Here is a 25,001-nt window from a genome sequence, read left to right as displayed (position 1 = left end):
CGGAAATGAGAGGAGCAATAGAACGAGATGAATATTGACAATTGTCCTCGCTGCGGCAAACTTTACGCGGTTAACATTCGGGAACTATGCCTTAATTGTATTAAAGATATTGAAAGAGAATATGAGGTATGTGTACAACACCTGCGTGATAACAGGGGTTCCAATATTCAGGAGTTATCTGAAGCGACGGAAGTGAGCGTCAAGCAAATTACCAAATTTATTCGTGAAGGTCGTATTTCCGTTATGAATGCGCCTAACATGATGTATCCATGCGAGGTGTGCGGAACCCTCATTCGCGAGGGCCACATGTGCGATTCCTGCAGAACACGACTTACGAAGGAGCTGACAGAGGCGACACGCAATGAAAATGCACGGGACCAGGGCAATAACATGGGCTCGTCTACCTACAGTGTCATCGACAAAAAGCGCTCTTTCTAGTACAGTGGAATTAAATACACTTGACGCTATTCAAAATGCTTTGTAAACCGCCGATAATCTTAAATAGAGCTTATCGGTTTTTTTATATTTCTCGATAAAATTTGCCTATAAAATATTGAAACATTAAGGAGGGTGGAAGTTAAGTTATGAAAATTAACGAGACCAACCGCATCGGTGCCATTAACCCATATCAACGAAATATCGAATCCAATATTCAGGAAAGCAAGAAGAAAAACCAGCGCAAGGACGAGGTATCCATCTCCGCAGAGGCTATGGAAATGCTGCAGCGCAGCAGCAACACGGACCGGGCCAACCGAATCCAGGAATTGAAGCAGCAGGTTGCTTCAGGCACGTATAAAGTCGATGCGGACAAAATTGCCGAGAAGCTGCTGCCGTTCTTCAAGCAGAACGCTGATAACTAGGTGAACGAAAAATGCCATTAACACTGCTGCTCGGAACACTTGAACGGTTAAATGAGGCTCATCTGCAGTTAATAGAGCTGGGCCTTGAGAAGAAAGAGGCCCTGATCAGGAATCAAGTGGACCAACTAATTGCTGTGATGACACGGGAATCCAGAGTGTCCAAAAGGATTGAACAGCTGGAACAAGAGCGGGTAGAGAATGTTCATGTATTCCTGCAGGACCGCGGCATTAAATCCAGGCTGAATCTTACGATCAGAGAATTATCAAGGCTGGTTTTTGAGCAGGAAGAGAAGCAGAAGCTGCTTCAGATCCAGTCCGCCCTCGGCTCCACGCTGAAGCAGCTGAAGGAACTGAATGATCTCAATCAGCAGCTTATACAGCAGGCTATTTCGTACATTGATTTTTCTATTGAAAGCATGTCCTATTACTCTGAATCAGAAGTGACCTATACGCATCCGGCCGAGAAGCAGGCTTCCGGCGGGCGCCGTGGCCTTTTTGATACACGTGCCTAACTGGAGGAGAACAATATGGCCTCAACTTTTCATGGGATAGAAACATCCAAACGAGGGTTAAATACCCAAACGGCTGCATTAAACACAACAGGGCATAACATATCTAACGCCAATACACCCGGTTACACACGGCAAGTCGTCAAGATGCAGGCGTCCGAGCCGATGGAAGCTATCGGAATGAACCGTTCAGTGGTTCGTGGGCAATTGGGAACCGGCGTACAATTCAACGCAATTGAACGGGTCAGACAATCATTTCTGGATAACCAATACCGCAACGAAAATACCTCTCAAGGTGCCTGGAGCATCCGGTACGACACGCTGGATAAGCTTGAAACCATCATGAATGAACCTTCAGATACGGGAATCCGCAAGGTGCTGGACAATTTCTGGAATGCATGGTCCGACTTGAGCCAGGACCCCCAGGATGTGACCAACCGTAAAATCGTAAAAGAAACGACATTAGCCTTAACCGACGCTATGAACCAGGTCGATAAGCAATTAAACGCGCTGACCAGTGACCTGACCAGCAACATTACACTAAAAACTACGGAAGTGAATTCCCTTCTGCAATCCATTGCGGATTTAAATGGAAATATCACCAAACTGGAGGGCTTGGGGGATAATCCCAATGATCTGTATGACCAGCGTGATTACGCAGTAGACCAGCTTTCCAAGCTGGCTAATGTGACTGTGACTCAACTGGATACAGGGTATCAGGTTACTGTTGCAGGACAGATTGCTGTAACGGGAACACAGGTGACGGCGACAACAGCAGATGCGTTAAAGGCTGCTTATGACGGCGGCACGCTTACAGGCGGAGAGATCTACGGCATGTTCGTGTCCCGTGACAAATATGTGGTAGATTACAAGGCACAGATGAACCAGTTAGCCAATACGCTTGCGAATGGAAATATAGAAACCACCTTGCCTGCAGGCACGGTACTGCCCGAGGGAACGGTGCTGAATACCGGACCTGACAACACACCTGTAACCTATTCCGATGCTAACGGGAACAGAACTTTAACTTCCGATTTGAAAGTGACGGTTGCAGGGATCAATGGATTGCATCAACTGGGCTACACACTGAGCGGCACCACTCCACAAAAGGGCGGACTCTTTTTCACCACCAAGGATGGAGGTCCGGTCACAGCAGGCAATATCACACTTAATCCGGATATCCAGAGCGACCCGAATAAAATTGCCTCTTCCCTGCGTGTAAATGGTGCAGGAACAACGGATGAAGCCGTAGTGGTTGGTAATAATGGTCTGGCGCTAGCGATGGCTAACCTGAAGAGTGTACCGTTTGATTTCGGGTCTTCCATGTCCAAGGCGACAACGACGGACGACTTTTTCAGCTCGATTGTGGGCCAGCTTGGAGTGCAAACGGAAGAAGCGGACAGACAGGCGAAGAATGCGCAGCTGCTTACCGAGCAGGTGGATCTGAACCGTCAAGCGGTCAGCGGAGTATCGCTGGATGAGGAAATGACCAACCTGATTAAATTCCAGCATGCATACAGCGCAGCCTCCCGATTTATGACGACATTCGATCAGCTGCTGGACAAACTGATTAACAGCACAGGCCGTGTAGGTCTTTAATTAGCTCTTTTAGCTTAGGAGGTAGGACATGCCTATTCGTGTAACCCACGGGATGACCACAATGCAAACGCTCAGCAACCTGAACCGTAATTACAGCAATATGAGCAAAATGGAAAACCAGATTTCGACCGGCCGCAAGCTGAACAAACCCTCCGATGACCCGGTGGGTGTGACCTATGCGCTTCGTTACCGTGCCGAACTGGCCTCAAACGAACAGTTTCAGACAAATACGGATGCGGCCCTGAGTTGGTTGGATTTTACGGATTCCACCATGCAGCAGGCATCCAGCGTGATGCAGCGGCTCAAAGAGCTGACCGTACAGGCTTCAACCGGAACCGTTCCCCAGTCTGGCCTCGACGCTGTTAAGATGGAAGTACAGGAATTGAAAGAGCAAATGACGAATATCGGCAACAGCCAAATCCGGGGCAAGTATATTTTTAACGGGCAGAATTATGATCAGGCTCCATATGAGCTTTCTGCAACCGTCACGCAATATTCCCAGATCACACCGGATACCAATCCGGTAGAATATGCAATTGGGGACCAGTCCAAATTTCAGGTGAATACATCAGGCAGTGACTTTTTCGGGACCGCGACTGAAGATGACAATGTTTTCAAAGTCATGGATGACTTAATCGATGCTTTAACAAGAGGCGATTACGAAGATATTGGTGCCCAATCCGACAAAATCGAATCCAGATCCATTAAAATGCAAGCCGGCCTATCCGAGGTGGGGGCGCGTACGAATCGACTGGAACTGGTTCAATCCAGGCTTGATGACCGGAACCTGAACCTCACGACACTGCAATCCAAAACAGAAGATGCGGATATCGCCAGCCTGATGATTCAGGCCACTTCTGCCCAGACCATATACCAGGCGGCTTTAAAGTCGTCGGCCCAAATCATGCAGCCCACACTTATGGATTTTATGAATTAATACTAGCTACTTGTGGGTATGTTTAGCTGCGGACGGCAAGTCCGTAGCTTTTTTGCTAATCAAAGGAGGAATCGTAAAGTGACCCCTGCACAGGATATTTTTTATTTTTCAAAAGGATTGCCAGGCTTCGAAGAGCTGCACGGATTTTACTTGCAGCAGCATAACGAGTTGTTTAGTTTATTGAGCGCAGTTGATAAACCGGATGTATCTTTTATTACTGTCAATCCGTTTGATTTTCATACCGATTACGAATTTAAGCTTACCGAGCAAATTACAGATGAACTGGGTATTCGAGATGAAAGTCAAGTAGCGGTCCGCTGCATTGTAACCTGGCATAGCCAGCGGTCGCTTACCACTGTGAATCTGCTGGCTCCTATTATCTTTAATGCTGAAAAGCACACCGGAAAGCAGATTATACTCCAAAATACACCTTATACAACGAAGCATTCTTTATGGAACACGACAGGATCAGACGGGAAGGGCGGTGAAGGCTAATGCTCGTGCTGTCGCGGAAGAAAGGCGAGTCCATTGTAATTCAAAACAACATTGTCATCACGGTACTGTCCGTCGAAGGGGATAATGTAAAAATCGGGATTTCTGCCCCAAAGGATATTGATATTTACCGGAAGGAAATCTTTGAAGCTATACAGCAGAACAATCAGGATGCGGCAATGGACTTGCAGGCCATTCAAAATGCCATTTTGCATATGGAGAGTCTCAACCCTGATAGAGGCGATAATGAAACTAAGGATGAAGAGGGTTGATACTTTTGCAGTATCAGAGTGTATTGGACAAAGATAAAGCATGCAGTTACCTGGACATTGCGGAGGCAAGAGCAAAGAGTCCCGAGCTTATGGAGTGGGTTCGGAGATCCAGGGAGGACTTATAAACATAGAGCAGCTGACTATACGGCTGCTCTGTGTTTTTATTTAGAGCCCAATGTTTGAAGGATTACTTGAATGATGGAAGGATCAATTTGATCATCAAATTTGCGCGCAAAGAAAACGTCTGAATTAAATAACTCAAACAGCGAGGAACTTTGTAAAGTGTTTGCTCTACCAAGTCCATCCTTACCGACAGACATGACTATGTATCTGAAGTTTTTGGATAATGTTTTTTCTCTGAAAGGGCTGTTCATTGCCAATGTTTGAAAGTACTGCTCATCAGACACATGAGAATATCTAAAGTAATCCTGCATATCAAAGGCAAGGGGAGAATAAACAGCATAATGTGCAAACTCCCTCGTAATGATTCTCCATTGTGAACCATTAAATGCCTTCATGCCCTCGATAAAATAATGCTCGAATGGAGGGCGTTCTCCTAATATTTTTAACTCACCGACATCTTCAATAAAGAAATTATTGAGTGCAACTCCTTTATATTTTTCCGTAGATTCAATACATTGAATAAAGTTAGTGGAAGGTTGCGTTTCAAGAAATTCTTTTAAATTGAGTTGAGAAACCAAAGGAAGGTCTTGGCCGCTTAAATTTATATAATGAGTCCACTCGACGTCCAGACGTAAGAGTTCCTTAATGGCATCCAGCTCAAGCTGTACCAGGCTCCAACAGCCCCAGGTTACAGAACGGGAATGTAAAATATGAATATTTGAGAATGATTCAGCCCACTGAATGGCCAAGCGATGTACATCTTCTTCAGACTTTGCATCAACATGAATCATATAAATATTGCTTTCATCATATATGGATTGCAGCAGACTATTAAGCATAGTCGGCTTGTGATGGGCGAGAATAAAATAAGCAATTTTCATTTCCAAAGCCCCTTAGTTGGAATTAATATATAATTCATTCTATAAAGTAAGTATAAAAATGTAAATAAAATAAAAAAATCAGCTTCAGCTATAAAAAAAACTATTTCGGTTGTCGATATATCATGTAGAGCGGTAATTCTTCAGGGCGGCCGACCTGTGAAGACGCTTTTACCACAAGGATGTGGGAATCAAACCATTTCAGGGAGGAAATTTCAAATGATTATCAACCACAACGTACCAGCTTTGAATACACACCGCAACATGGGCTTGAACACGAATGCAGCAAGCAAAAATATGGAGAAACTGTCTTCCGGTCTTCGTATCAACCGTGCAGCTGACGATGCTGCAGGTCTGTCCATCTCCGAATCGATGCGCGGTCAAATTCGTGGTCTGGAACAAGCACAACGTAACGCTCAGGACGGAATCTCCTTCGTACAAACTGCAGAGGGTGCAATGAACGAAGTATCCTCCATGCTGACTCGTATGAAAGAGCTGAACGTACAAAAATCCAGCGGAACTTACAGTTCCAACGACACAAAGAACATCGACCAAGAGCTGAAAGAACTGGGTGCACAAATCGATAACATCATGACCAAAACTACATTCAACGGGATCAGCATCACTAAAGGTGCTACAATCACTGTGAATGACAAAGCGACGGGTTCTATTACAATTGGCTCGATCTCCACTACTGGTTTTAGCAGTTTGGGCTCTAGCACAACTCTGAGTTCGATCGAAACAGCAATCAAAAATGTATCTACAGAACGCGCTAAACTGGGTGCTGTACAAAACCGTCTGGAGTACACTTCCAACAACATCGGTACTACAGTAGAGAACCTGACTGCCGCAGAATCCCGTATCCGTGACACGGACATGGCGAAGGAAATGGTTGCTCTGTCCAAGAACAACATCCTGCTGCAAGCTTCCCAATCGATGCTGGCACAAGCGAACTCCGCGCCACAAGGCATTCTGTCTGTACTTCGTTAATAATCGCAATAAAATCCGAAGAAGCCTTGGTTTTCAGGGCTTCTTTTTTGTTTTTTCTTAACAATACAGCCTTTTTTACCGATATACATAATAACCGGATGGGAAAATCATCAGCTAGAGCTACTCTTAATGAGATAAGGAGAGGTGTTTTGTGGACCAACGAATTTCGGGATCAGGAATGGCTGCGGTCAGGGCAGTTTCGCCACGGTTTGCAGCCGATGAACCGGCGATTGCTGCGGCTTCCAGTAGCAGTGCAGGTGCTGCCAACGTTGAAGTAAAGCTGTCCGGAGATGAAGAACAGGCCATACAACAGCTGGAGAAAGCAATCAGAGCCGTGCAAGGACCGGAAAAAACCTATGAAATTTCGGTCCACAAGCAGACTCATGCCATTATGGTAAAGGTGTTTGACAAACAAACCGGGGACTTGATCCGGGAAATCCCTAAGGAGAAGCTGCTGGATATTGCAGCAAATTTAATGGAGCTGAACGGAATGATCATAGATAAAAGAGCATGAATCGGAGGGGAATTTAATGAGAATTTCGGGTCTTGCTTCTGGACTGGATATTGATTCGATGGTTAAACAACTGATGACAGCGGAGCGTGTTCCCCTGGACAAGCTGAACCAGCAAAAACAGCTTGCCGAATGGAAGCGGGAAGGATACCGCGAGGTCAGCACCAAGCTGGTCGGCTTTAATGAGAAGCTGACTTCCTACAGCTTCAGCAGCGCAATTGATTCCAAAAAGGCTACTATTACCGGGGCGACTGGTGTATTGACCGCCAAAGCTACTGGGGCAGCGACAGATTCGGTTTTGAATGTTACTGTTAATAATCTTGCTTCAGCATCCAATGTCATCTATAAAGGAGCTGCCGGGGCCACTAAAATGTCTGATTTAGGTGTGGGTTCGGAATCAGTAAAGATTGGTTCTGCTGAGATAAAGTTTGAGGCGGGTGACACGATCGACTCGTTTGTCTCCAAGATCAACAAAAGCACTGATGCCGGGGTTACCGCCGTATACAATTCTACAACTGGAAGTCTGTCGTTAACCAGTAAAAAGACAGGCAGCGAAAGCATCAACCTTGAAGGAAGTCTGTTTGAGAGCAGTGCCAGCTTCACCAAAAGCTCGGAAAAAGTGGGGCAAGATGCGGAAGTCGTGATTAATGGCTTGACCACCAAGCAGTCATCCAATACGTTTACCGTCAACGGGGTTGAAATCAGCTTAAATGGTACCACTCCAACCGGCCAATCAACCCAGATTGAAGTGTCCCAGGATATAGACACAATGGTTAATACCATTAAAAGTTTTGTTGAGGCTTATAATGACACGCTGTCACAGCTAAACAAAAAAACCGGCGAAGAACGTTATAGAAAATATTTACCGCTTACCACAGAGCAAAAGGCAGACATGAAGGATTCCGAGATTGAGCTGTGGGAAGGAAAAGCGAAAAGTGGAATGCTGAAAAGTGATTCTATAGTTGATAAAACGATTAGCGATATGAGGACGGCGCTTGCATCCGATGTAGTCATGCCAAATGGAGAGAAGATCAATCTGGCCCAGTTCGGAATCACAACCGGAAACTACAGTGAAAAAGGAAAGCTCTATATAGACGAAACCAAGCTGCGTGAAGCGTTGGAAAGCAATCCAGAGAAAGCGACAGCATTGTTTGGACAAACTGATAACGCAGACAAAACCAATTATACGTCTAACGATGGTATTTTTAACCGAGTAAAGAAGATTAATTCCGGTTCATTGCAAAGCTTGGCGGATAAGGCCGGTACCTCTAAAGTGAGCAGTGACCTCACAACGGCATTTTTGCCGCAAAGCCAGATTGGCGAGCAGCTGTCCGACTATGAAAAGCGAATTGAGGCGCTTCAGGATCGTCTGGCCCGGGTCGAGAATCAATATTATAAGCAGTTTACAGCGATGGAAATGGCAATGAACAAATACAACAGTACGGCTTCCAGCTTGACCAGTATGCTTTAATAATTGCTTTAAAAGGAGAGAGTTACCTTGATTACAACACCGCATCAAAAATACCAGCAAACACAATTGCAAACGGCTTCCCCGTCCCAGCTGTTACTTATGCTGTATGATGGTGCCATTCGCTTCATCCGTCTTGGTATTTCCGCGATTGAGGAAGCAGATCACCAAAAGACAAATACCTATCTCTGTAAAAGTCAGGCTGTAATTCATGAATTGATTGCTGCATTGAATTATGACTATCCAATTGCCAAAAATTTGTACCAAGTGTATGAATATATGATCCATCGCCTTATCCAATCCAATATGAAGAAAGATAAGCAGCCTGCAAATGAAGTCTTGTCTTATCTGCTTGAGCTGCGCGAGTCATGGGATACTGCCGCCAAGTCACTGGGTGGCACTGCGGAGCTGGCAAAGTGAACGGGGTACACGAACTTGTGAATCGGTTGGATGAATTGACGGCTCACTTGATGCAGCGTCTGCCTCAAGCAGGCTATGAAGAGCTTGCTGAATTTACAGAGCAAAGAGCGCAACTGGTTGCTCAAATTGAATTGAACAAGCATGATTTAAATCATGAGCATAAAGAGATTATAAGGGAACTTGCAGCCCATGATCAGGCGATACTCGCGAAAATGAATATCTTTAAAAATGAAGCTGGCCAATGGCTACAAAGACAAGAGGCCATCAAGGAACAAAAATCAGCTTACAATTCAAGCTATACAACAGACGGCATGTTCTTTGACCGCAGGAACTAACCAAGAAGGCGGATAACTTTTTATGAAGCGACTCAGCGTTTGCATGATTGTAAAGAATGAAGAAGCTCTTCTGTCCAGATGTCTGGATAGTGTGCAAGGAATTGCCGATGAAATTGTTATTGTGGATACCGGTTCAACCGATCGAACCAAGGAAATCGCTGCCCGGTATACCTCATTAATCTTTGATTACACATGGTCAAACGATTTTGCGGCGGCCCGCAATGAATCTTTGCAGCACGCTACCGGCAAATGGATTCTGGTTATGGATGCGGATGAATATTTGGCCGTAGAAGATTATGATCAATGGAACGACTTTTTGGATAAGGAGGAGTCGATAAGCCATCTTGCTTACACGCTCCCCATTATCAATTTTACAGGTGATAAAGAATACCAGGATGATATGACGACTTCGCCCGTTACCCGTTTGTTCCCGAATGGGAAGGGAATCCGCTTTGAGCGCCCGATTCACGAACAGCTAACCCGGGGCGAGCTGGGAGAACTTTATCATAAGAAGATAGACTTGAATATTTATCACACCGGCTATCAGGATCAACGGGTTGCAGAGAAAGACAAGCACACAAGAAATATGCAGATTTTTGAACAAATGAAAAAGAACCAGCAGCTAAGCGAGTATGACTGGTTCACACTGGGAAATCAGTACCGGTATGCCAAAGAGGAGCAACAGGCCTTGGAGTGTTATGAACGCGCATTGCAGGGGGCTGACCCCAAGCTGGCCTGGTATTCTCATTGTCTCGTGGGATTGATTACCCTTTACTACAAAACTGACCAAATCGCTCGTTCCTGGCAGCTTACGGAGCAGCAATTGATTAAGTTTAGCGAGTATCCGGAATATCATACGATTAAAGGTATTCATTTGGAGACACTCGGATTCTTTGATGAGGCCGCTTCTTGTTATACAGAAGCCATTGAGCTTGCAGAGAAGAGGGCAAAAGGCAACAAGGAATTCTGGCTGATTGATCCTGCCTACAGCTTTGAATCTCCTGTACAGCAGCTTATTTCCATGTCCTTTAGACTTAACAATAACCAGCAGGCCATTTACTGGCTTTCCAGGCTTCTGAACAAAAATAACAAGAATCCGCGTGTGCTGCTGCAACTGGTAGAGTGGCTGAGCCAAAATGAAAAGGAAAGTGCAATTATTGAGTTTTTGAACAAAACCTATGACAAGCACAATAAGGCAGATAGTTTACTGTTGTTTAAAGTTGCGGCAGCTTTGGGACAGGCTGAAATTGCGGGTTATTATCATCAGTATTTGCATACTCAAAATGAGATAAGTGATTTGGACCGGTTGCAATTTGCTATGCTTCAGAATGATCAAAAAAGTTGGAAAAAGCTGCTGGCTCAACATGCTATTGAAGTCACCGAGGATAATAAACAGCATTTGTGGAGCTATGCGGCAGCAGGATCATTTATTTGGAATGAGTTTGAAACCTTTTTCGATTTCATGAACAAATTGCAGGATCCGGAGCTGGCAGAGCTTGCTTCCATGATCATGATAATTGCTAAAAATGAAGCACCGGATCAGGGGTTAGCAGAGCAGCACGCGGATTCCTGGTTTGTTTTGGCCAAGCAGCTGTTTCTACTGAGGCAGTTCGAGTGGTTTGACCGTTTGGTGAATATCGTCAGAACACCGCAGTTGGTTAATCACCTGGCTAACTATTTTTATAATTTGGGGCTAACGGAGATGGCGATGAATTATTATTCCATTCTTTTATCCCAGGGAGCATTAAACGGAGTTAGTCTTGAAAATCTCGGAATGTATCATTTAAATCATGGTTACCATGAGGATGCGGTTGGATTCCTCGATCATGCGCTGCAGGACGAGCCAGGTAAACGTTATTTGTATACTCTGCTGATCAGAAGCGCTGAAGGCAAGGATAAGCTCACGTATATTGAGAGATTTAAATCCCAGTTTCCTGAATTTATGTCTATTTCCTTTGTGAAAAGATTCGTTGAGGAACAATATGTTTCCGCAAAATAAAGAGAACCGGCAACCAGCCGGTTCTTTACCTATTAACAAGGTTTTTCTCAGTGAAGTTGCGCTGTCTAATACTTTGCTCATGCCCATTTTGCAGGTTGCTCTTGATTGAAGTTGTCGATACGTCCGGAGTACGTGCAAGATAAATGACCTCGCAATATTGTTTCAGATCATCAAATTTCCCCGCCCAATCATCCCCCATAACAAAGGTGTTAATCTGATGCTCCTGGATATCGGCACTTTTTTGCTCCCATTCGTATTCCGGAATGACCAAGTCTACATATTTGATGGCTTCCAGCATCATTTTGCGTTCCTCATAAGTAAAGTAAGAGGTTTTCCCCTTGATTTCATTAAAGTGGTCTGTCGACAGCCCAACTGTCAAATGATCTCCCAGTTCCTTTGCACGCTGCAGAAGCAGAATGTGACCATAGTGCAGCAAATCGAAGGTGCCATACGTAATTACTTTTTTCACATAGAAGCCCCCTTATCCTTCAGAGGATATTGCAGCAAGCCTCTCGGTGAGAAGTGCTGTAACCTCTGGTTTGGTGCTTTGCTGCATCGCTTTATTGTAAGATGCTTTGGCTGCTGCAAGGTCGCCCGTCGTTTCATAAACATAGCCGAGATTATACAACAAGTCTTCATCCCAAGGGAAATGCTGATGCCCTTTCAGGAACGATTGGATGGCCTCCTGTGGGTTATCTGTCAATAGATGCAGCATCCCGTTCATGGCAAATATGTCGGGATCGGCCTGATTCGTCTCCAGATATCTTTGGATGGCGTCATTTGCCTGCTGCAGATTGCCTTGCTCAATCATTCCTTGGATCACGTGTTTGATCTGCTGCTGTATCTGCTTGTGCTGCTGGTACGTTTCCCGTCTCTTGTAAATCAAATCCTTATGCTCTTCAATATAGCTGTCTATTAGCTCCCAAATTCGCTTCGATGCTTGATTGTCCCTGTAGTGGTGACACAGATTCAATATCGTATTTCTTTCGGAAGAGTACCATTCTGGCTCCGTTAAGAAGCGGCTGATGGCATTTTCCAGCTCTGTTTGAGAGTAAAGTTTAGGTCCCGGTGTCCAGAAGTCGTAGGGCTCGAACAACAGGCCGCGGTTTTGCTTATAATCTTCCAGGTCTGTCGGCACAAACATTACAGGACGATTCAGCAACAGAAAATCAATATAAACAGAGGAGTAATCCGTAAGCAGCATATCGGCTGCTCCGAGCACATCATATAAATCCAGCTTGGCCTCAGACAATTGGCTATCACTTAACGTGAAAATTCCCTCTCTTGAAAGTTCCTCCAGTTCTTTGGTGAAATAATCCTCCTCAAAAGGATGAAGCTTAAGAACAAGCGAAATTCTGTTCTTTTTTAAGTATTGAACAAGATTGGTTTTATGGAAGTCAGAGAGACCGAAGATATTCCCGAAGTTTTTAGCGCCTTCTATTTTGTCTGGTGTGATTACCGATTTGCGGAAGGTCGGCATGAAGAAGATCACTTTGTCTCCATTCAGGTCAGGGAACAATCGCTTTAACTTTTCCTTCGAATCTTGGGAAAACAACGCATCATTCCGCGGCAGCCCGGTGATTCGATATTGATCAATAATGCCTCCGTTGCATGCATTCATTGCTGTGTTGTACAGCGTTGAATACGACATAATCATATCCGTCTTGGACCAATGCTCATGAATATGCTGGTCAGGCGTTGTATCCTGCCTGTCCATTTTGGCCATCCCTTTTAGCGGAAAGCCATGCCATAAATCAATATTTATCTTGTCATAGTTAGAAGAGTATTCCCCATGGGTGGTGATATACACATCACCTTGATCGATATAACGATTATATTGGGTTTGCTCCCTGGTTAAGAGCTCAATATCATATTTCGATTTCAGCTCATCGGAAGCAGCATGATATAGATAATAATTGTTTGAGCCAGAGGCTGACAAGTGAAACATGGTAATTTTGATTTTAGGATTCATGGAGGGTTCCTTCCATTAAATAAGTTCTCATAGTTAGTTTATCGGTAAAACGTCGAAACAGATAAAGAGTTAGCAGATACTATTTCGAAATGGAAAAAAATACAATGCATAGATATGGATTAGAAACCTCTCGGGATGAGCTTTAAAAACCGATATTAAATATAAGCAGCATATCTGAGCACAAGTAATCTCGAGAGGTAACCATGAAAAAAACAATTTCCTTAGTCATGATTGTAAAAAATGAAGAACGCACCCTGAAACGCTGTCTGGAGAGCGTGATCCAATATGTTGATGAAATTATTGTTGTCGATACGGGGTCCACAGATCAGACCAAGGACATCGCAGCAGAGTATCAGGCCCGTATTTTTGATTATAAATGGAGCAATGATTTTGCAGCCGCACGCAATTTCGCACTCGAACAATCTACGTGTGACTGGTGCTTAGTGCTGGATGCGGACGAGTACATATCCAATGATTGCTCAGATGCTGTACAAACGCTGCTATCTAATCCGTTTCCGGCTGTTGGTAAAGTGAAGAGAATTGATAAGTTTCAAGGCAAGGACGGCATTAACCTTGAACAAAGCTATATTACGAGAATCTTCCCTTCTTACTGTCGGTATACCGGAAAAATTCACGAACAGATTGTAACTGATCTTCCCCGCATCACAATGGATGTAGAAATTCAGCATGACGGTTATTTTCAGCAGACCAAAAACGAACGGAACATTCCTCTATTATTAGAGGTTATAAATCAATCCCCGGAGGATCCCTATTACTACTACCAAATTGCCAAGGAGTATCGGGGGCTGGAAAGGCATGAAGATGCATTTGAATGCCTGAAAAAAGCATATCATCTCATCTCCGGACAAGAAGTCTACGCTCCTTCGCTTATTGTCAATTACCTTTATGCAATCATGGCCATAGGCAAACTGGAAGATGGAATTGCCGTGATTGAAAAGGAACAGGAATTTTTATATGACTTTCCCGACTTCTATTTTGCAGGGGCGTTATATTTGCTTGAACTCATCATGAGTGACCCGGGACAGTATCAGCACCTTCTCTCACACATTGAACAATACTATATGAGAGCTCTTGAAATTGGGGACAACGGCAAAGAAGGGAGTGTTATGGGGACCGGGAGCTTTGCCGCCCATCATAATCTCGGGGTATTTTATGAGGTTCTCGGGGATCTGGAGAAGGCTAAAGAGCAGTATTTGGCCGCCGCTCATTATAAGTATGAGCCTTCTATAGAAAGACTTTCACTTATGGCACAATAGGATGTCTGCCGCTTCATTTTTTATGTAGGTCCAGAGAAGTTATTTTGTCGTTTGTCTGTCGGTAAGACAAGGATTAACCGATATAAAAGATATCAATGTACACAAAGGGGTCTTCCATGCAAAAGACGAGTATAGTAATCAGCGCGTCGCCGGATGATTTGGAATATTTAGCGGCGTCCATAGATAATATCCGCAAATTTACGGAACGTGGCACCTACGAGTTAATCGTAGTGGAGCACGGAGGTTCCTGGAAAGTAAGAGAATGGCTCGCTGATCAAACGGATGTGCTTACATTATTTCATGAAGGGCTTTTAACACAAGGCCAAGCCTGGAATAAAGGTGTAGAAGTAGCTTCAGGAGATAATATTCTTTTCCTGCACAGCGATACACTTGTTACAGAATATTGGCTTGACTATATGATGCAATCCTTATATCAAGATCAGGACATTGCTGGTGTGGGGCCTGTGACGAATAATGCCGAGGGAGACCAGGCAGTGGAGGTCAGTTATACCTCGATGGAGGGCATGCTCCAGCAAGGACGTATCTGTAATCGCAACTTTGGTTTGAAGCAGAAGCTGGCAATATCGGACTTTTGCATGTTTTTCAAGAAAGCAGTCGTTTCAGAAATAGGCCCGTTTCATGAAGAGCTTGGTGGCGAGGAGCTTGCTGCAGATTACTGCCTGCGAATAGCCCAGGCCAAGTACAGACTAATGGTATGCACCAACGTATTTGTCCATCATTATGGCTTGAAGATGGCGTCAAATAGAACTTCAAAGCGGCTCTTCAAAACGTTATGGGGATTTGGGCAGCTTGAAGTTAAACCGCAGTCCAGTTTAAATAATTTGCTTCCTATCGATATTCCCGAGGTATTCCGTATACTGGTGGTTGGGAGCGGTTGTGGGGCGACGCTGCTTAGTCTTAAACAACAGTTCCCCGAAGCTGAAGTTTACGGTATTGAGGCAAACACTAAGGCACGTTTAATAAGCCAGAATTTGCTTGGTCATAAGGATAGCGTGATAAACAGCTTTGAGAGGGCCGAATTTAAGGAAGAATTTTTTGATTATATTCTCCTAAGCACTACTCAAAATCTGGTCGAGGCTCTCATTCAAAGCAGAACGTTGTTGAAATCAGACGGAAAATTAATAGCTGATCTCCCGAATGTATACCATTATTCTACTGTAGTCAGCCTTGTGAAAGGCAAAGAACTGGACGAGCGTAATCTGGCCGCCTGGAGCATCGAGGAATTTACGGCAGTACTGGAAAAGATAAACTTTGAAGTAGCATCCATTCAAACTGTTAAGGAAAACTTACAGCAGGAGGAGCAAGTATTTATTAACGGATTGAGACGGCTTGTTCCCAATGAACTACCTGAACACTTTGATGTAAGCCGTTTCCTGATTATTGCCAAGAAAGAGACAAGTCCGGCGGTTTTGCATGAATCGTTTAACCGGTTATTTCAAAACCCAAGTGAAGAGCTTGCTGAAGAGATCTTAAAGAGCTCTGCAAGCCAGATTCTGAAAGCTGTTAAATCCTATAACGGCCCAGTCGTTCCGTTGTTGAACTATCTGGCAATTTCTCATTTTGAAAGAAATCAGATGGCTCAGGTATTCCCGCTTTTGTCCAAGGCGCATGAACTGAATCCGGATGATCCGACTACGTTGCTCAACCTTGGAACAGTCTATTATGGTGCCGGTGATGATGAGAAGGCGCTCTATTGGCTGGAGAGGATTCCGGAGAAGAGTGAACAGATTGAGAGTTGGATGTATCAGATTCAGGAGACAATTAATCTAAAATCTGACACATTAAAATGGCTGAAATTTTTACTTCTGCGAACAGAACATGGGGTCAAAAGAGATGAGTCGATGGCAGAACTGTTCCAGTTAATTCAAAAAGAAGAGATAAGCTTCCAAACAATTAGTAATGTTATAAGAGCTGAGATTGGAGATAAACTGAGTACTGTTAACCTTTTCGTTAATTATTTGTATGAAAATGGCCATTTCACATGCGTTTTAGCAATGCTTGAAATAGCACTAGAATATCAGGATGATCAAGATGAGACGTTGTTTATCTTAGCTAATCTCAGCTATAAACTGAATGATTGTAACAGTTCCTTAAAATATTTGAATAGAATAAAAATGGAAAGTGAGAAGGTCTCGAATTTAAGAATGAACATTACAACCCTTCAGTTAGACTGAAGATTCTAGGATGTGATAATTAATGGAAGAAAAGAGTATAAAAATATCAGTCATTATACCCATGTTTAATACAGATGAGTATGTACAAGAAACTATTGAGTCACTGTTAGCTCAAACTTTTCAGGATTTTGAATTGATTCTTGTTGATGATGCTTCAACGGATAAAACCTATGAAATAGCTTCCTTTTTTGCGTCTCGACATAATCAAATTGTGCTTTATAAACAGGAAAAAAACAAAGGAGTCTCAGCAGCAAGAAATATAGGATTAGAACTGGCACGAGGTAAATATATCTTTTTTGTTGATTCAGACGATACGCTCCCAGAAGAGACATTAGAAAAGATGTACTTAGCAGCTATTAATAATCATGCAGATATAGTTACAGGAATATATGAGCGCTTTGATAAGAAAAATAGTGTGATTTCTAACTTTTTTAATATATATCCAGAGCTTAAAATTGAGGGCACCATCAATCTTTATGAATGTCCTGGCATCCTTTACTCTGTGTACAGTTGTGGGAAACTTTTCAAAAGAGAGGTTATTTTACAAGCGAAATTCCTGGAAGTAATAAATTACGGAGAAGATCATATTTTTACGATTGAAGCTTTTTTAAAGGCCCATCATATTTATAATTTAGCTTCCACAGTATATAACTACAGGATTCGAGATGGAGAAACAGAATCTCTCTCCCAATCAGTTTATAAGGATCCGGTGAATAATCTGGAATATTTATTAGAAATTTTAAGGATAATTGAGAAAATGCTCGTTAAATATGTAAGTGAGCCTCAGTTAAGAGCTAAACTGTTCAGTATTTATTTATCGAGAGTACTGCATTGGAATATATGGACTGCTTTAAGCCACGGATTACTTTCTATGAATATGTCAACAAGATTTAAAGTTCTTTCTCTTTATATATCTTGGTTTGATGGTTTAACTCCTGAAGTATATGAAGCAAATTTGTCTGATTTTAATGTGATTAATTATAAAATTGACCGGGTTAAGAGTGTGTTAGACACACAAACTATAGAGCTATGTGATCGGCTTTTATACAAATAAAGCTGATTATGAAATCTTTTTATTACAGCAGGAGGTAAAAATGAGATACATCCTTGACTTAATTGCTGAGAATATAAATACTAATCAGCTGCAAAATGCATACGATTTGATAATTGAAAATGAAGAGTTTCTTACCCAAAATGCAGAGTATTGGAACTTAAGGGGAATCCTTTGTTTAAAGGTTGAAGAATATTCTGCAGCAATTTCCTGTCTCTCTAAAGCGATTGAACTAGATGAGTTTAATGGTGATTTTTATTATAACTATGCTTATGCTTTTGAAAGAATCGGTAGTCAAAGTGATGCTGCTCTATATTACGGTAAAGCCTATAAGTATTTAAATGATCAGAGTATAAAAACTGAATTGGCCCAGATGTATGTGGATAATGAAGCACTGAAAAACATTTTTGTTACGGCAGCGGAGGAAAAAAAGAAGACTTTTATTATTTTGTCCTCAAATATTTGGAGAGATGTGTATCAGCGTACTCATCATATCTCTAGAGCTTTAGCGAAATTTGGCCACCATGTGCAATATGTAGAGAGAGTTCGTAGTACTATAAGTGAGGGGAGAACCTTATCTGTTACTGATCTTTTAGAGTACTCGCTAAAATCCGTAAAATTAGTAGATGGAGTCAGCATCTTCTCCCCTGTAGAGTTATTAGATGAAAATCAGAATGTTTTAGAAAGTAACTATATTGAATTAGTTCAAAGTTTACTTCATTATTCACTATCGAATAATGAAGAAGTAGTCATTATAACATATTTACCTTCCCAGATTAATGTCATTAAATCTCTTAAGGGTAATTTTTATCATATTTATGAGTGTGTTGATGATCATTCTGATTTAGAATACTCATTCTGGGGACATAAAAATGATTTCGTTTGGGAACAGGAGTTAATGGATTCTGCTAATGCAATCACTACAACAGCTTCAGCTCTATATCTGCAACGTACTGCTATAGAGCAAAGAAAAAATGTGTTTTTATCAAGAAATGCGGTTAATGAATTAGACTTTTTGTGCTCATCAGCACAAGAGATACCACATGACATGCAATATATCCCTGAGCCGAGAATAGTCTATACAGGAGCACTTTATGATTGGTTCGATGTAGAGTTATTCTATCAAATAGTAAGGTCCAATCCTGATAAGTCTTTTGTAATTATAGGCTTTGGAAATACTGATTTGTTGATAGAACCCTGTCCGAATCTCTTTTTTTTAGGCGAAAAAAAACACAGTGAGCTAAAAAAATATTTAAAACATATGCAAGTTGGGATTATTCCTTTTAAGGACAATACTGACATTATCATAAACTGTGATCCAATCAAGCAATACGAATATATTGCATCTTCTATACCTGTAATTGGTACTTATATGCCGGAAGTACTTCTTGATAAAGAGTATTCCTTTATTGCGAATAACTGTGAAAAATTTAATGTTGCTATCAATAAATATTTAAAAATGACGTTGAATGATAGCGTAATTGATAGTTTTGTATCACGTAATAATTGGAATGTTAGGGCTGCTCTTCTTTCTAATTTAGCTAATAAGCGAATCGATGAAAATTATATCGAAAAGGAACAAAATCACTTAGGAAGTCAATTGTATGCTATATCCAGAAATTATAAGTCACCTGTATTTCTAGCTCTATTCTCTATGTACAGTAATCTTAACAACAAAATAAAATATCAAGAAGGTCTTAAACAAGCTTATGAGAAGTTCGAACGGGTTAAGTTTGTTGAAAGACAATACTTGATTTCATTAATATCAACTAATCAAAATCAAAAATTCGCAGAAATCTACTCTAAATCTAGTTGGTTTAAGCAAGAACTTTTGAAAGAGTTACAATATAGAATAGATACTCAAGATTACAGTGTTATTCCTTCTTTGGAATATTTGTGTATGAATGACGTTAAAAATTTTTTTACAAGTATTGAGTTCATTACAAATTCAGATACACAAAAAATGTACAAAATGTACTTGGATTTTATTCAGCAAAGTAAGGTAAGTGGTATTGAACTTACTAATATAGAAAGTGAAGAAAAATCGCCTTTATATTTGTTTCTATCTGAAAAAAATGAAAGTACGGTTAGTATATATGTCTCCAATTTATTTGATGATAATACCATAGATATTACAACATTCTTAAAAGCAAATGGACTTAATATTGATGGGTATTGCTCTCACAGTTCTTATACTCATAAAATCAGTATTGATACCCCCATAATTTCTCTAGATGATTTGCTCTTAAAACAACAAAATGATGAGAATATAAAGCTAATTGTGATTTATGATTCTAACTATGTAAAGCAAATTAGATCACTAGCTGAATATGGAATTAAAGAATGTGAAGTAGCCGTGTCTTCTGGTATTGGACTGGAATTTGTCAGAATCGATGCTAATTTGATGAAAAAAATAAGGGATAAAGATTATTTGAAAACAGTAGTGTTTAACAAGTTCAATGCAGCAGACTCTAATGTGGAAGCATTATTAAAGTACATTCCAAGGGAATATAAAGATATGTTTAATATACATGTAATTTACGGAAGAGATATATACCTAACAGAGAATGTTGTTAAGGCTCCTTTAATCGCATCTGTGACGGTATCAGGTTTTTCTACATTTCTTTATCTCCCCAAGTTTACTTTCAATATAGAAATTGGCCACGGAGGTCTGCCGTTAAAAGCATGCGGTTTAATGGATAAAAAAGATAAACAGTCTGGTGGAACTCAAGAAGTTTACAACAATGCTGACGTAGTATGTATAGCATCAACTATGGAGCAAATCGTCCGCAGTTCATTCTATGCAATCCCAGAAAACAAATATAAAATTACAGGATTAGCAAGGAATGATATGTTATGTCTGGCTGACGGAAAAGCAAACCTTCAAAAGTTATTAGGGGCAGAACTTGATAATAAAACAATTATATTTAATATGCCTACTTTTCATTTAGATGAAAAGAGAAATAGAGTTGAAGGAGACTTAAATCTTATTGATAGTTTTTTAATTTCTGGCTTTAATTACGAAGAGTTTAATGACTTTTTAAAGGCTTCTAATATGATATGTGTATCTAAAGTTCATCATGGAGAGGAGAACGCTATAGCTGCAAAAACAAAAAATCGTGCTAATAGCAATTTGTTCTTTATAGACAATCATACACTGCAAACAAACGGACTAGATCTTTATGAAATCTTAAATGCAGCAGATATATTAATTACTGACTATTCAACAGTCTATAATGACTTTTTATTTATGAACAAGCCTATAATATTCGTCAATACCGACATTGACAAATATCGTGAAGAAAGAGGTTTAGTTTTAGAGCCCTATGATTTTTGGACTGCAGGTCCTAAAGTAAGTAGGCAGCAAGAATTACACGAAGAGTTGGAAAAATATACTTTAGATAAAGACTACTATAGAAGTGAACGTGAAAAGTTGCTCCCAGTTTTTTTTAAGCATACTGATGCAAATTCTGTGCAACGGACTTGGGAGGTAATACATCAAGCTTTTAATACTTTGGAAGCTTAATTAATTTGTATTAAAGGAGCAAAATAATGTGCGGCATACTTTTTACAAATAATTCTGGCGAAATAAATACCAATGAATTCATGATTGCTTTGTACCTAATGAGACACAGAGGACCAGATGCCCCCCTTGGATTTTATAATTATGAAAATATAATGATGGGCCATAACCGTTTAAGCATTGTGGATCTTCACGATAGAAGTAATCAGCCTTTTTTTTCAGAGGATGGTAGATATGTAATTGTTTACAATGGAGAAATTTATAATTACAGGGAACTGGCTAAAAAATATAATGTCCAGATGAAAACAAGTTCTGATACTGAATTATTGCTAATGTTATATATAAATTACGGACCTATTATGTTGAATTGGTTAAATGGGATGTTCGCTTTTATTATATTCGATACTCAAATGAAAAAAATCTTTGTTGCACGTGACCGTCTTGGTGTAAAGCCATTATATTACAACGTAAAAGGAGAAAATTATACTTTTAGTTCTGAGATTAAGCCGTTATTACATTTATTAAAAAATTATTCCTTGGACAATATAGCGATCCGACAGTACAAAAAAATGAGGAGTTTTTTTAATAACAGAACAATATATCAGGAAGTTAAAGAATTTCCTCCTGGTTGTTACATGGAAGGGAATGTACTTTATCGTTATTGGGAAAATGATTATTCGGACAAACAGCCTCCTTCTGATGAAGAACTTAAATACTTATTAGAATCTTCCGTAAATTATCGTAAAATTGCGGATGTAAAAATAGGAAGCTACTTGAGTGGAGGATTAGATAGCACAATTATAACTGGGCTTGCTGGAGTTCAACATAGCTGGACAGTAGGTTTTAGAGAAATGAATGAATTTCAATGGTCTCATTTGGCAGCAAATCATTTTGAAACTGAACATCATGTAATCGAAATGAATAAGTCGCAATTTATTGATTTGTCAAAGAAGTTGATACGTGAAAAGGCAGAACCTCTCTCAGTTCCTAATGAAGTACTTTTATATTATATGACAATGCAAGCTAAGAAAGAGAACACAATTATCATGAGCGGCGAAGGAGCAGACGAACTTTTTTTTGGATATGATCGAATATTTAAATGGGCAAACAGTTCGGAAAAATGGGATTTAGAGCAGTTTAGTGAATTGTATACCTATGGCTCTCAGAAAGACCTAGAGATCGTTGAAGATGCTATTCAACCATTTCTTAAATGGAAAAAACCTGAAATAATAGTTGCTGCATTTTTTCAAGAGGCACATTTGAGGGGATTATTAAAGAGATTAGATGGAGCTACTATGCTGAATTCAGTTGAGGCTCGGTCTCCATTTTTAGATTACCGTCTTGTCGAACGATTGTCTGGAGTAGGGTACCAATATAAAGCAAAAGATGGAGTTGTTAAAGCTCCCTTGAAAAGAGTTTTTAAAGATCATATTCCAATTGAGATAGCTGAAAGAAAAAAAGTTGGATTTCCGGTTCCTCTGGAGCAAATTTTTGGAGTTTCTTTTAAAGGTGAAAGTTATTTTGATAAATGGTTTAACTATAATCTTGAAGTTTTAGGAGAGTTATTATGATTATTGGATACACTTCAGGGGTGTTTGATTTATTCCATATAGGTCATTTGAACCTCTTAAAAAATGCTAAATCCATGTGTGATCGCTTAGTTGTTGGAGTAACTACAGATGAGTTGGTGTCTTATAAATTAAAAAAAGCGGTCATTCCTTTTTCAGAGAGAATGGAAATAGTGAGAGGGATTAGATACGTCGACGCTGTTATTCCTCAAGAAACTATGAATAAATTCGATCAGTGGGAGAAGTTAAAATTTGATGTAATGTTTGTTGGGGACGATTGGTTCCAAAGTGATAAATGGAAATTATATGAGTCTCAGTTTAATGAGGTAGGCGTCAAAATTATATATTTTCCTTATACAAAAGGTATCTCTTCCACATTACTAAATGAGACATTACAAAATTTACGGAAATAATTATTCAGATATGACAGGTTTGTAATATGAAGTGCGACAGCTCAAAGAGAAAGTTATGGGCTCATGTAAATTGGAAGTTACCCCACCGTGCTATCCGGAAGCTATTCGTATTGTCGACCGATTTTATGTCTAGCGTTATGTCACCGAAGCCATTCAAGCTGTACGGTAAACGGATTAGAGCACCTTGTCTCTCCGACAGAAAGCGAATCTAAAAGCAAAGCATCGGCTGCTGAAAAGCAACAGGAGTTGAGGGGTACTCAGTAAGCTCAAGCCTGGAAAGAAGTGCTTGTGAAATGGTACAACTACTCACCAGGTGTAAACACAGCCCTAATCCGGTTGGACAACTAGTTTGATCAAGGAGAACAGCTACAGCATTCGGCTATTCCCCATCTGTTTCTACGCAACTTGGCGTCAGGAAATCGACAACTACCATCGCTGCAACTGGAACAATGGCTGCGGTTGAGGACCGAAATAACCAAATACAAGGCCTTCCAGTCTGATACTACTTCACTCGTAACCGGGATCGGTAGGTACAAGGTCTCCTGGTAGAATTCAATCAAGCGTGGTAATCTTGAACAGAATCGGCTTGATATCCCAAGACCAACTTTGTATTGAGCCTCAAAAGATAGAAGTTTTTGTTGAAAATCAAGTGGGGGGAAAATGGATGACCATTACAAAAGGTATGCATGATGTTTTGGAAACTATGAAATTAATTGTACAGGAACTTATAAATAATGAGAAAGAAAAAGAGCGGCTTATAAACTCATTTATCGATGGATATGTTTTTATAAGTAACGGCTTAGAGAACAGAAATATTGTTTCTCAAGATATAAAAGTTATACAAAAATTAGGAAATATCCTAGTTTCAGTAGTTGAGAGGTTTAATTCTAATGAAATTAGCCAAGGTGAATCTATTATAAATAGAGAGTTAATTCCTTTTTTCAGCGTATGGGGGAAAACGATAAGTTCTCATTTGAAACACAAATTGGTTATTTGCGGAATTAATGTTTACTCTCCAAAGTTTCATGAGCTACTGGACGATACAGAATATGAAGTAGTTGGATATCTAAACCTTCCAGAAGTTGATCTTGAAGCTGAAGCAATTGGTAATGTCCCTATATTTTCTTTAAACAATATTCAGGATAATTGGTTTGATTATATTGTTATAGTGTCTGAACATTATAATGCTATTGAAGAAGTATTAGGTCGTTTTTTTGCTCCAGAAAAAACTATAAACTACATGAAGTATGCTATTGAATACTCATCTCTTTATAATAATCTCTTCCTTAACGTAAGCGTCAAATCTAGCCCACCTTCAATACAAACGGAAACCATGCGAAAATGAAGGCAATCCAACGAAAGCGGGGTTGCTTCATGACAAAACAAGAACAACGACGACAAGCATGGATTGCACGCGTCGCGGATTACAAAGCCAGCGGACAGACCATGAAAGCCTGGTGTGCGACGCAAGGTGTGACTCTAAATCAATTGAAATACTGGCTTCGGACTTTGAAATCTCGTCCAGTCTCCATCTCCGAATCTCCCGCCTCCTTTATTCCGCTAGCGCTCCGAGAGACGACTGGAACGGAAGTCGTTCCCCGCCTCTCCC

24 protein-coding genes are annotated in these 25,001 nt (G+C 40.8%); 21 read left to right on the top strand and 3 right to left on the bottom strand.

Translation table 11 applies throughout. The features are described 5' to 3' along the window. Nucleotides 1–27: 27 nt before the first annotated feature. The 7 genes from ACE5LO_RS05665 (at nt 28) to csrA (ending at nt 4,669) form a co-directional block, all read left to right on the top strand. Nucleotides 28–438, top strand: a complete 411-nt coding sequence (locus tag ACE5LO_RS05665) for a TIGR03826 family flagellar region protein (RefSeq protein WP_375519068.1) — start codon at nt 28–30, stop codon at nt 436–438. A gap of 146 nt (nt 439–584) precedes the next feature. Continuing rightward, nucleotides 585–860 carry a flagellar biosynthesis anti-sigma factor FlgM gene (gene flgM / locus ACE5LO_RS05660; RefSeq protein ID WP_375519067.1) on the top strand — a complete coding sequence of 92 codons (276 nt, stop codon included), beginning with the start codon at nt 585–587 and terminating at the stop codon, nt 858–860. An 11-nt stretch (nt 861–871) separates the two neighbouring features. Then, nucleotides 872–1,372, top strand: coding sequence for a flagellar protein FlgN (locus ACE5LO_RS05655; protein ID WP_375519066.1), 501 nt, complete (start codon nt 872–874; stop codon nt 1,370–1,372). Nucleotides 1,373–1,387: 15 nt separating this feature from the next. Further along, nucleotides 1,388–2,968, top strand: a complete 1,581-nt coding sequence (gene flgK / locus ACE5LO_RS05650; protein WP_375519065.1) for a flagellar hook-associated protein FlgK — start codon at nt 1,388–1,390, stop codon at nt 2,966–2,968. 28 nt (nt 2,969–2,996) lie between these two features. Continuing rightward, a complete protein-coding gene (gene flgL / locus ACE5LO_RS05645; RefSeq protein WP_375519064.1) occupies nt 2,997–3,905 on the top strand; it encodes a flagellar hook-associated protein FlgL in 909 nt (302 codons plus the stop codon). Nucleotides 3,906–3,983: 78 nt separating this feature from the next. Beyond that, nucleotides 3,984–4,400, top strand: coding sequence for a flagellar assembly protein FliW (gene fliW, locus ACE5LO_RS05640; protein WP_375519063.1), 417 nt, complete (start codon nt 3,984–3,986; stop codon nt 4,398–4,400). Beyond that, a complete protein-coding gene (gene csrA / locus ACE5LO_RS05635) occupies nt 4,400–4,669 on the top strand; it encodes a carbon storage regulator CsrA (protein WP_375519062.1) in 270 nt (89 codons plus the stop codon). The genes fliW and csrA overlap by 1 nt, the downstream gene beginning before the upstream one ends. A gap of 161 nt (nt 4,670–4,830) precedes the next feature. Here csrA and ACE5LO_RS05630 read toward each other — a convergent pair whose 3' ends face one another. Next, entirely contained in the window at nt 4,831–5,673 is an 843-nt protein-coding gene (locus ACE5LO_RS05630) for a beta-1,6-N-acetylglucosaminyltransferase (RefSeq protein WP_375519061.1), read from the bottom strand. Nucleotides 5,674–5,889: 216 nt separating this feature from the next. Here ACE5LO_RS05630 and ACE5LO_RS05625 point away from each other — a divergent pair, with 216 nt between their 5' ends. The 6 genes from ACE5LO_RS05625 to ACE5LO_RS05600 all read left to right on the top strand — a co-directional run bounded on the left by ACE5LO_RS05625 (nt 5,890) and on the right by ACE5LO_RS05600 (nt 11,393). Further along, entirely contained in the window at nt 5,890–6,660 is a 771-nt protein-coding gene (locus ACE5LO_RS05625) for a flagellin N-terminal helical domain-containing protein (protein ID WP_375519060.1), read from the top strand. A gap of 151 nt (nt 6,661–6,811) precedes the next feature. Continuing rightward, the gene (locus ACE5LO_RS05620; protein WP_375519059.1) at nt 6,812–7,174 is read left to right on the top strand and encodes a flagellar protein FlaG; all 363 of its coding nucleotides are present in this window, start codon (nt 6,812–6,814) and stop codon (nt 7,172–7,174) included. Nucleotides 7,175–7,190: 16 nt separating this feature from the next. Continuing rightward, entirely contained in the window at nt 7,191–8,642 is a 1,452-nt protein-coding gene (fliD, locus tag ACE5LO_RS05615) for a flagellar filament capping protein FliD (RefSeq protein ID WP_375519058.1), read from the top strand. 27 nt (nt 8,643–8,669) lie between these two features. Beyond that, nucleotides 8,670–9,059: a flagellar export chaperone FliS gene (gene fliS / locus ACE5LO_RS05610; RefSeq protein ID WP_375519057.1), complete on the top strand. Its 390-nt coding sequence runs from the start codon at nt 8,670–8,672 to the stop codon at nt 9,057–9,059. After that, nucleotides 9,056–9,394 (top strand): flagellar protein FliT, encoded by a 339-nt coding sequence (gene fliT / locus ACE5LO_RS05605; RefSeq protein ID WP_375519056.1) that lies wholly within the window; start codon nt 9,056–9,058, stop codon nt 9,392–9,394. The genes fliS and fliT overlap by 4 nt, the downstream gene beginning before the upstream one ends. A 22-nt stretch (nt 9,395–9,416) precedes the next feature. Further along, on the top strand, nt 9,417–11,393 hold the full coding sequence (locus tag ACE5LO_RS05600) for a glycosyltransferase (RefSeq protein WP_375519055.1): 1,977 nt from the start codon (nt 9,417–9,419) through the stop codon (nt 11,391–11,393). Between the two features lie 25 nt (nt 11,394–11,418). Here ACE5LO_RS05600 and tagD read toward each other — a convergent pair whose 3' ends face one another. Together tagD and ACE5LO_RS05590 are read right to left on the bottom strand one after the other, a co-directional pair. Next, nucleotides 11,419–11,862 (bottom strand): glycerol-3-phosphate cytidylyltransferase, encoded by a 444-nt coding sequence (tagD, locus tag ACE5LO_RS05595; protein ID WP_375519054.1) that lies wholly within the window; start codon nt 11,860–11,862, stop codon nt 11,419–11,421. A gap of 12 nt (nt 11,863–11,874) precedes the next feature. Continuing rightward, nucleotides 11,875–13,365, bottom strand: a complete 1,491-nt coding sequence (locus ACE5LO_RS05590) for a CDP-glycerol glycerophosphotransferase family protein (RefSeq protein ID WP_375519053.1) — start codon at nt 13,363–13,365, stop codon at nt 11,875–11,877. Between the two features lie 203 nt (nt 13,366–13,568). Here ACE5LO_RS05590 and ACE5LO_RS05585 point away from each other — a divergent pair, with 203 nt between their 5' ends. The 8 genes from ACE5LO_RS05585 to tnpA form a co-directional block, all read left to right on the top strand. Then, complete coding sequence (locus tag ACE5LO_RS05585; RefSeq protein WP_375519052.1) at nt 13,569–14,642, top strand: glycosyltransferase; 1,074 nt, start codon at nt 13,569–13,571, stop codon at nt 14,640–14,642. Nucleotides 14,643–14,758: 116 nt separating this feature from the next. Then, nucleotides 14,759–16,837: a glycosyltransferase gene (locus ACE5LO_RS05580; RefSeq protein ID WP_375519051.1), complete on the top strand. Its 2,079-nt coding sequence runs from the start codon at nt 14,759–14,761 to the stop codon at nt 16,835–16,837. A gap of 22 nt (nt 16,838–16,859) precedes the next feature. Beyond that, on the top strand, nt 16,860–17,891 hold the full coding sequence (locus tag ACE5LO_RS05575) for a glycosyltransferase family 2 protein (RefSeq protein ID WP_375519050.1): 1,032 nt from the start codon (nt 16,860–16,862) through the stop codon (nt 17,889–17,891). A 40-nt stretch (nt 17,892–17,931) separates the two neighbouring features. Beyond that, entirely contained in the window at nt 17,932–21,414 is a 3,483-nt protein-coding gene (locus ACE5LO_RS05570) for a CDP-glycerol glycerophosphotransferase family protein (protein ID WP_375519049.1), read from the top strand. A 26-nt stretch (nt 21,415–21,440) separates the two neighbouring features. Continuing rightward, a complete protein-coding gene (gene asnB / locus ACE5LO_RS05565; RefSeq protein ID WP_375519048.1) occupies nt 21,441–22,982 on the top strand; it encodes an asparagine synthase (glutamine-hydrolyzing) in 1,542 nt (513 codons plus the stop codon). Then, the gene (locus ACE5LO_RS05560) at nt 22,979–23,392 is read left to right on the top strand and encodes an FAD synthase family protein (RefSeq protein ID WP_375519047.1); all 414 of its coding nucleotides are present in this window, start codon (nt 22,979–22,981) and stop codon (nt 23,390–23,392) included. Before asnB ends, ACE5LO_RS05560 begins: the two co-directional genes overlap by 4 nt. Nucleotides 23,393–24,056: 664 nt before the next feature. After that, entirely contained in the window at nt 24,057–24,737 is a 681-nt protein-coding gene (locus ACE5LO_RS05555; protein ID WP_375519046.1) for a hypothetical protein, read from the top strand. Nucleotides 24,738–24,766: 29 nt separating this feature from the next. Then, nucleotides 24,767–25,001: IS66 family insertion sequence element accessory protein TnpA (tnpA, locus tag ACE5LO_RS05550; protein ID WP_445993901.1), on the top strand; the 235-nt coding region annotated here is incomplete at its 3' end.

The sequence above is a fragment of the Paenibacillus medicaginis genome, assembly GCF_042138635.1.
GTDB classification, from domain to species: domain Bacteria; phylum Bacillota; class Bacilli; order Paenibacillales; family Paenibacillaceae; genus Paenibacillus; species Paenibacillus medicaginis.
Note: the sequence above shows the minus strand (reverse complement) of the source record. Positions and strands in the feature narration are given on the sequence as shown.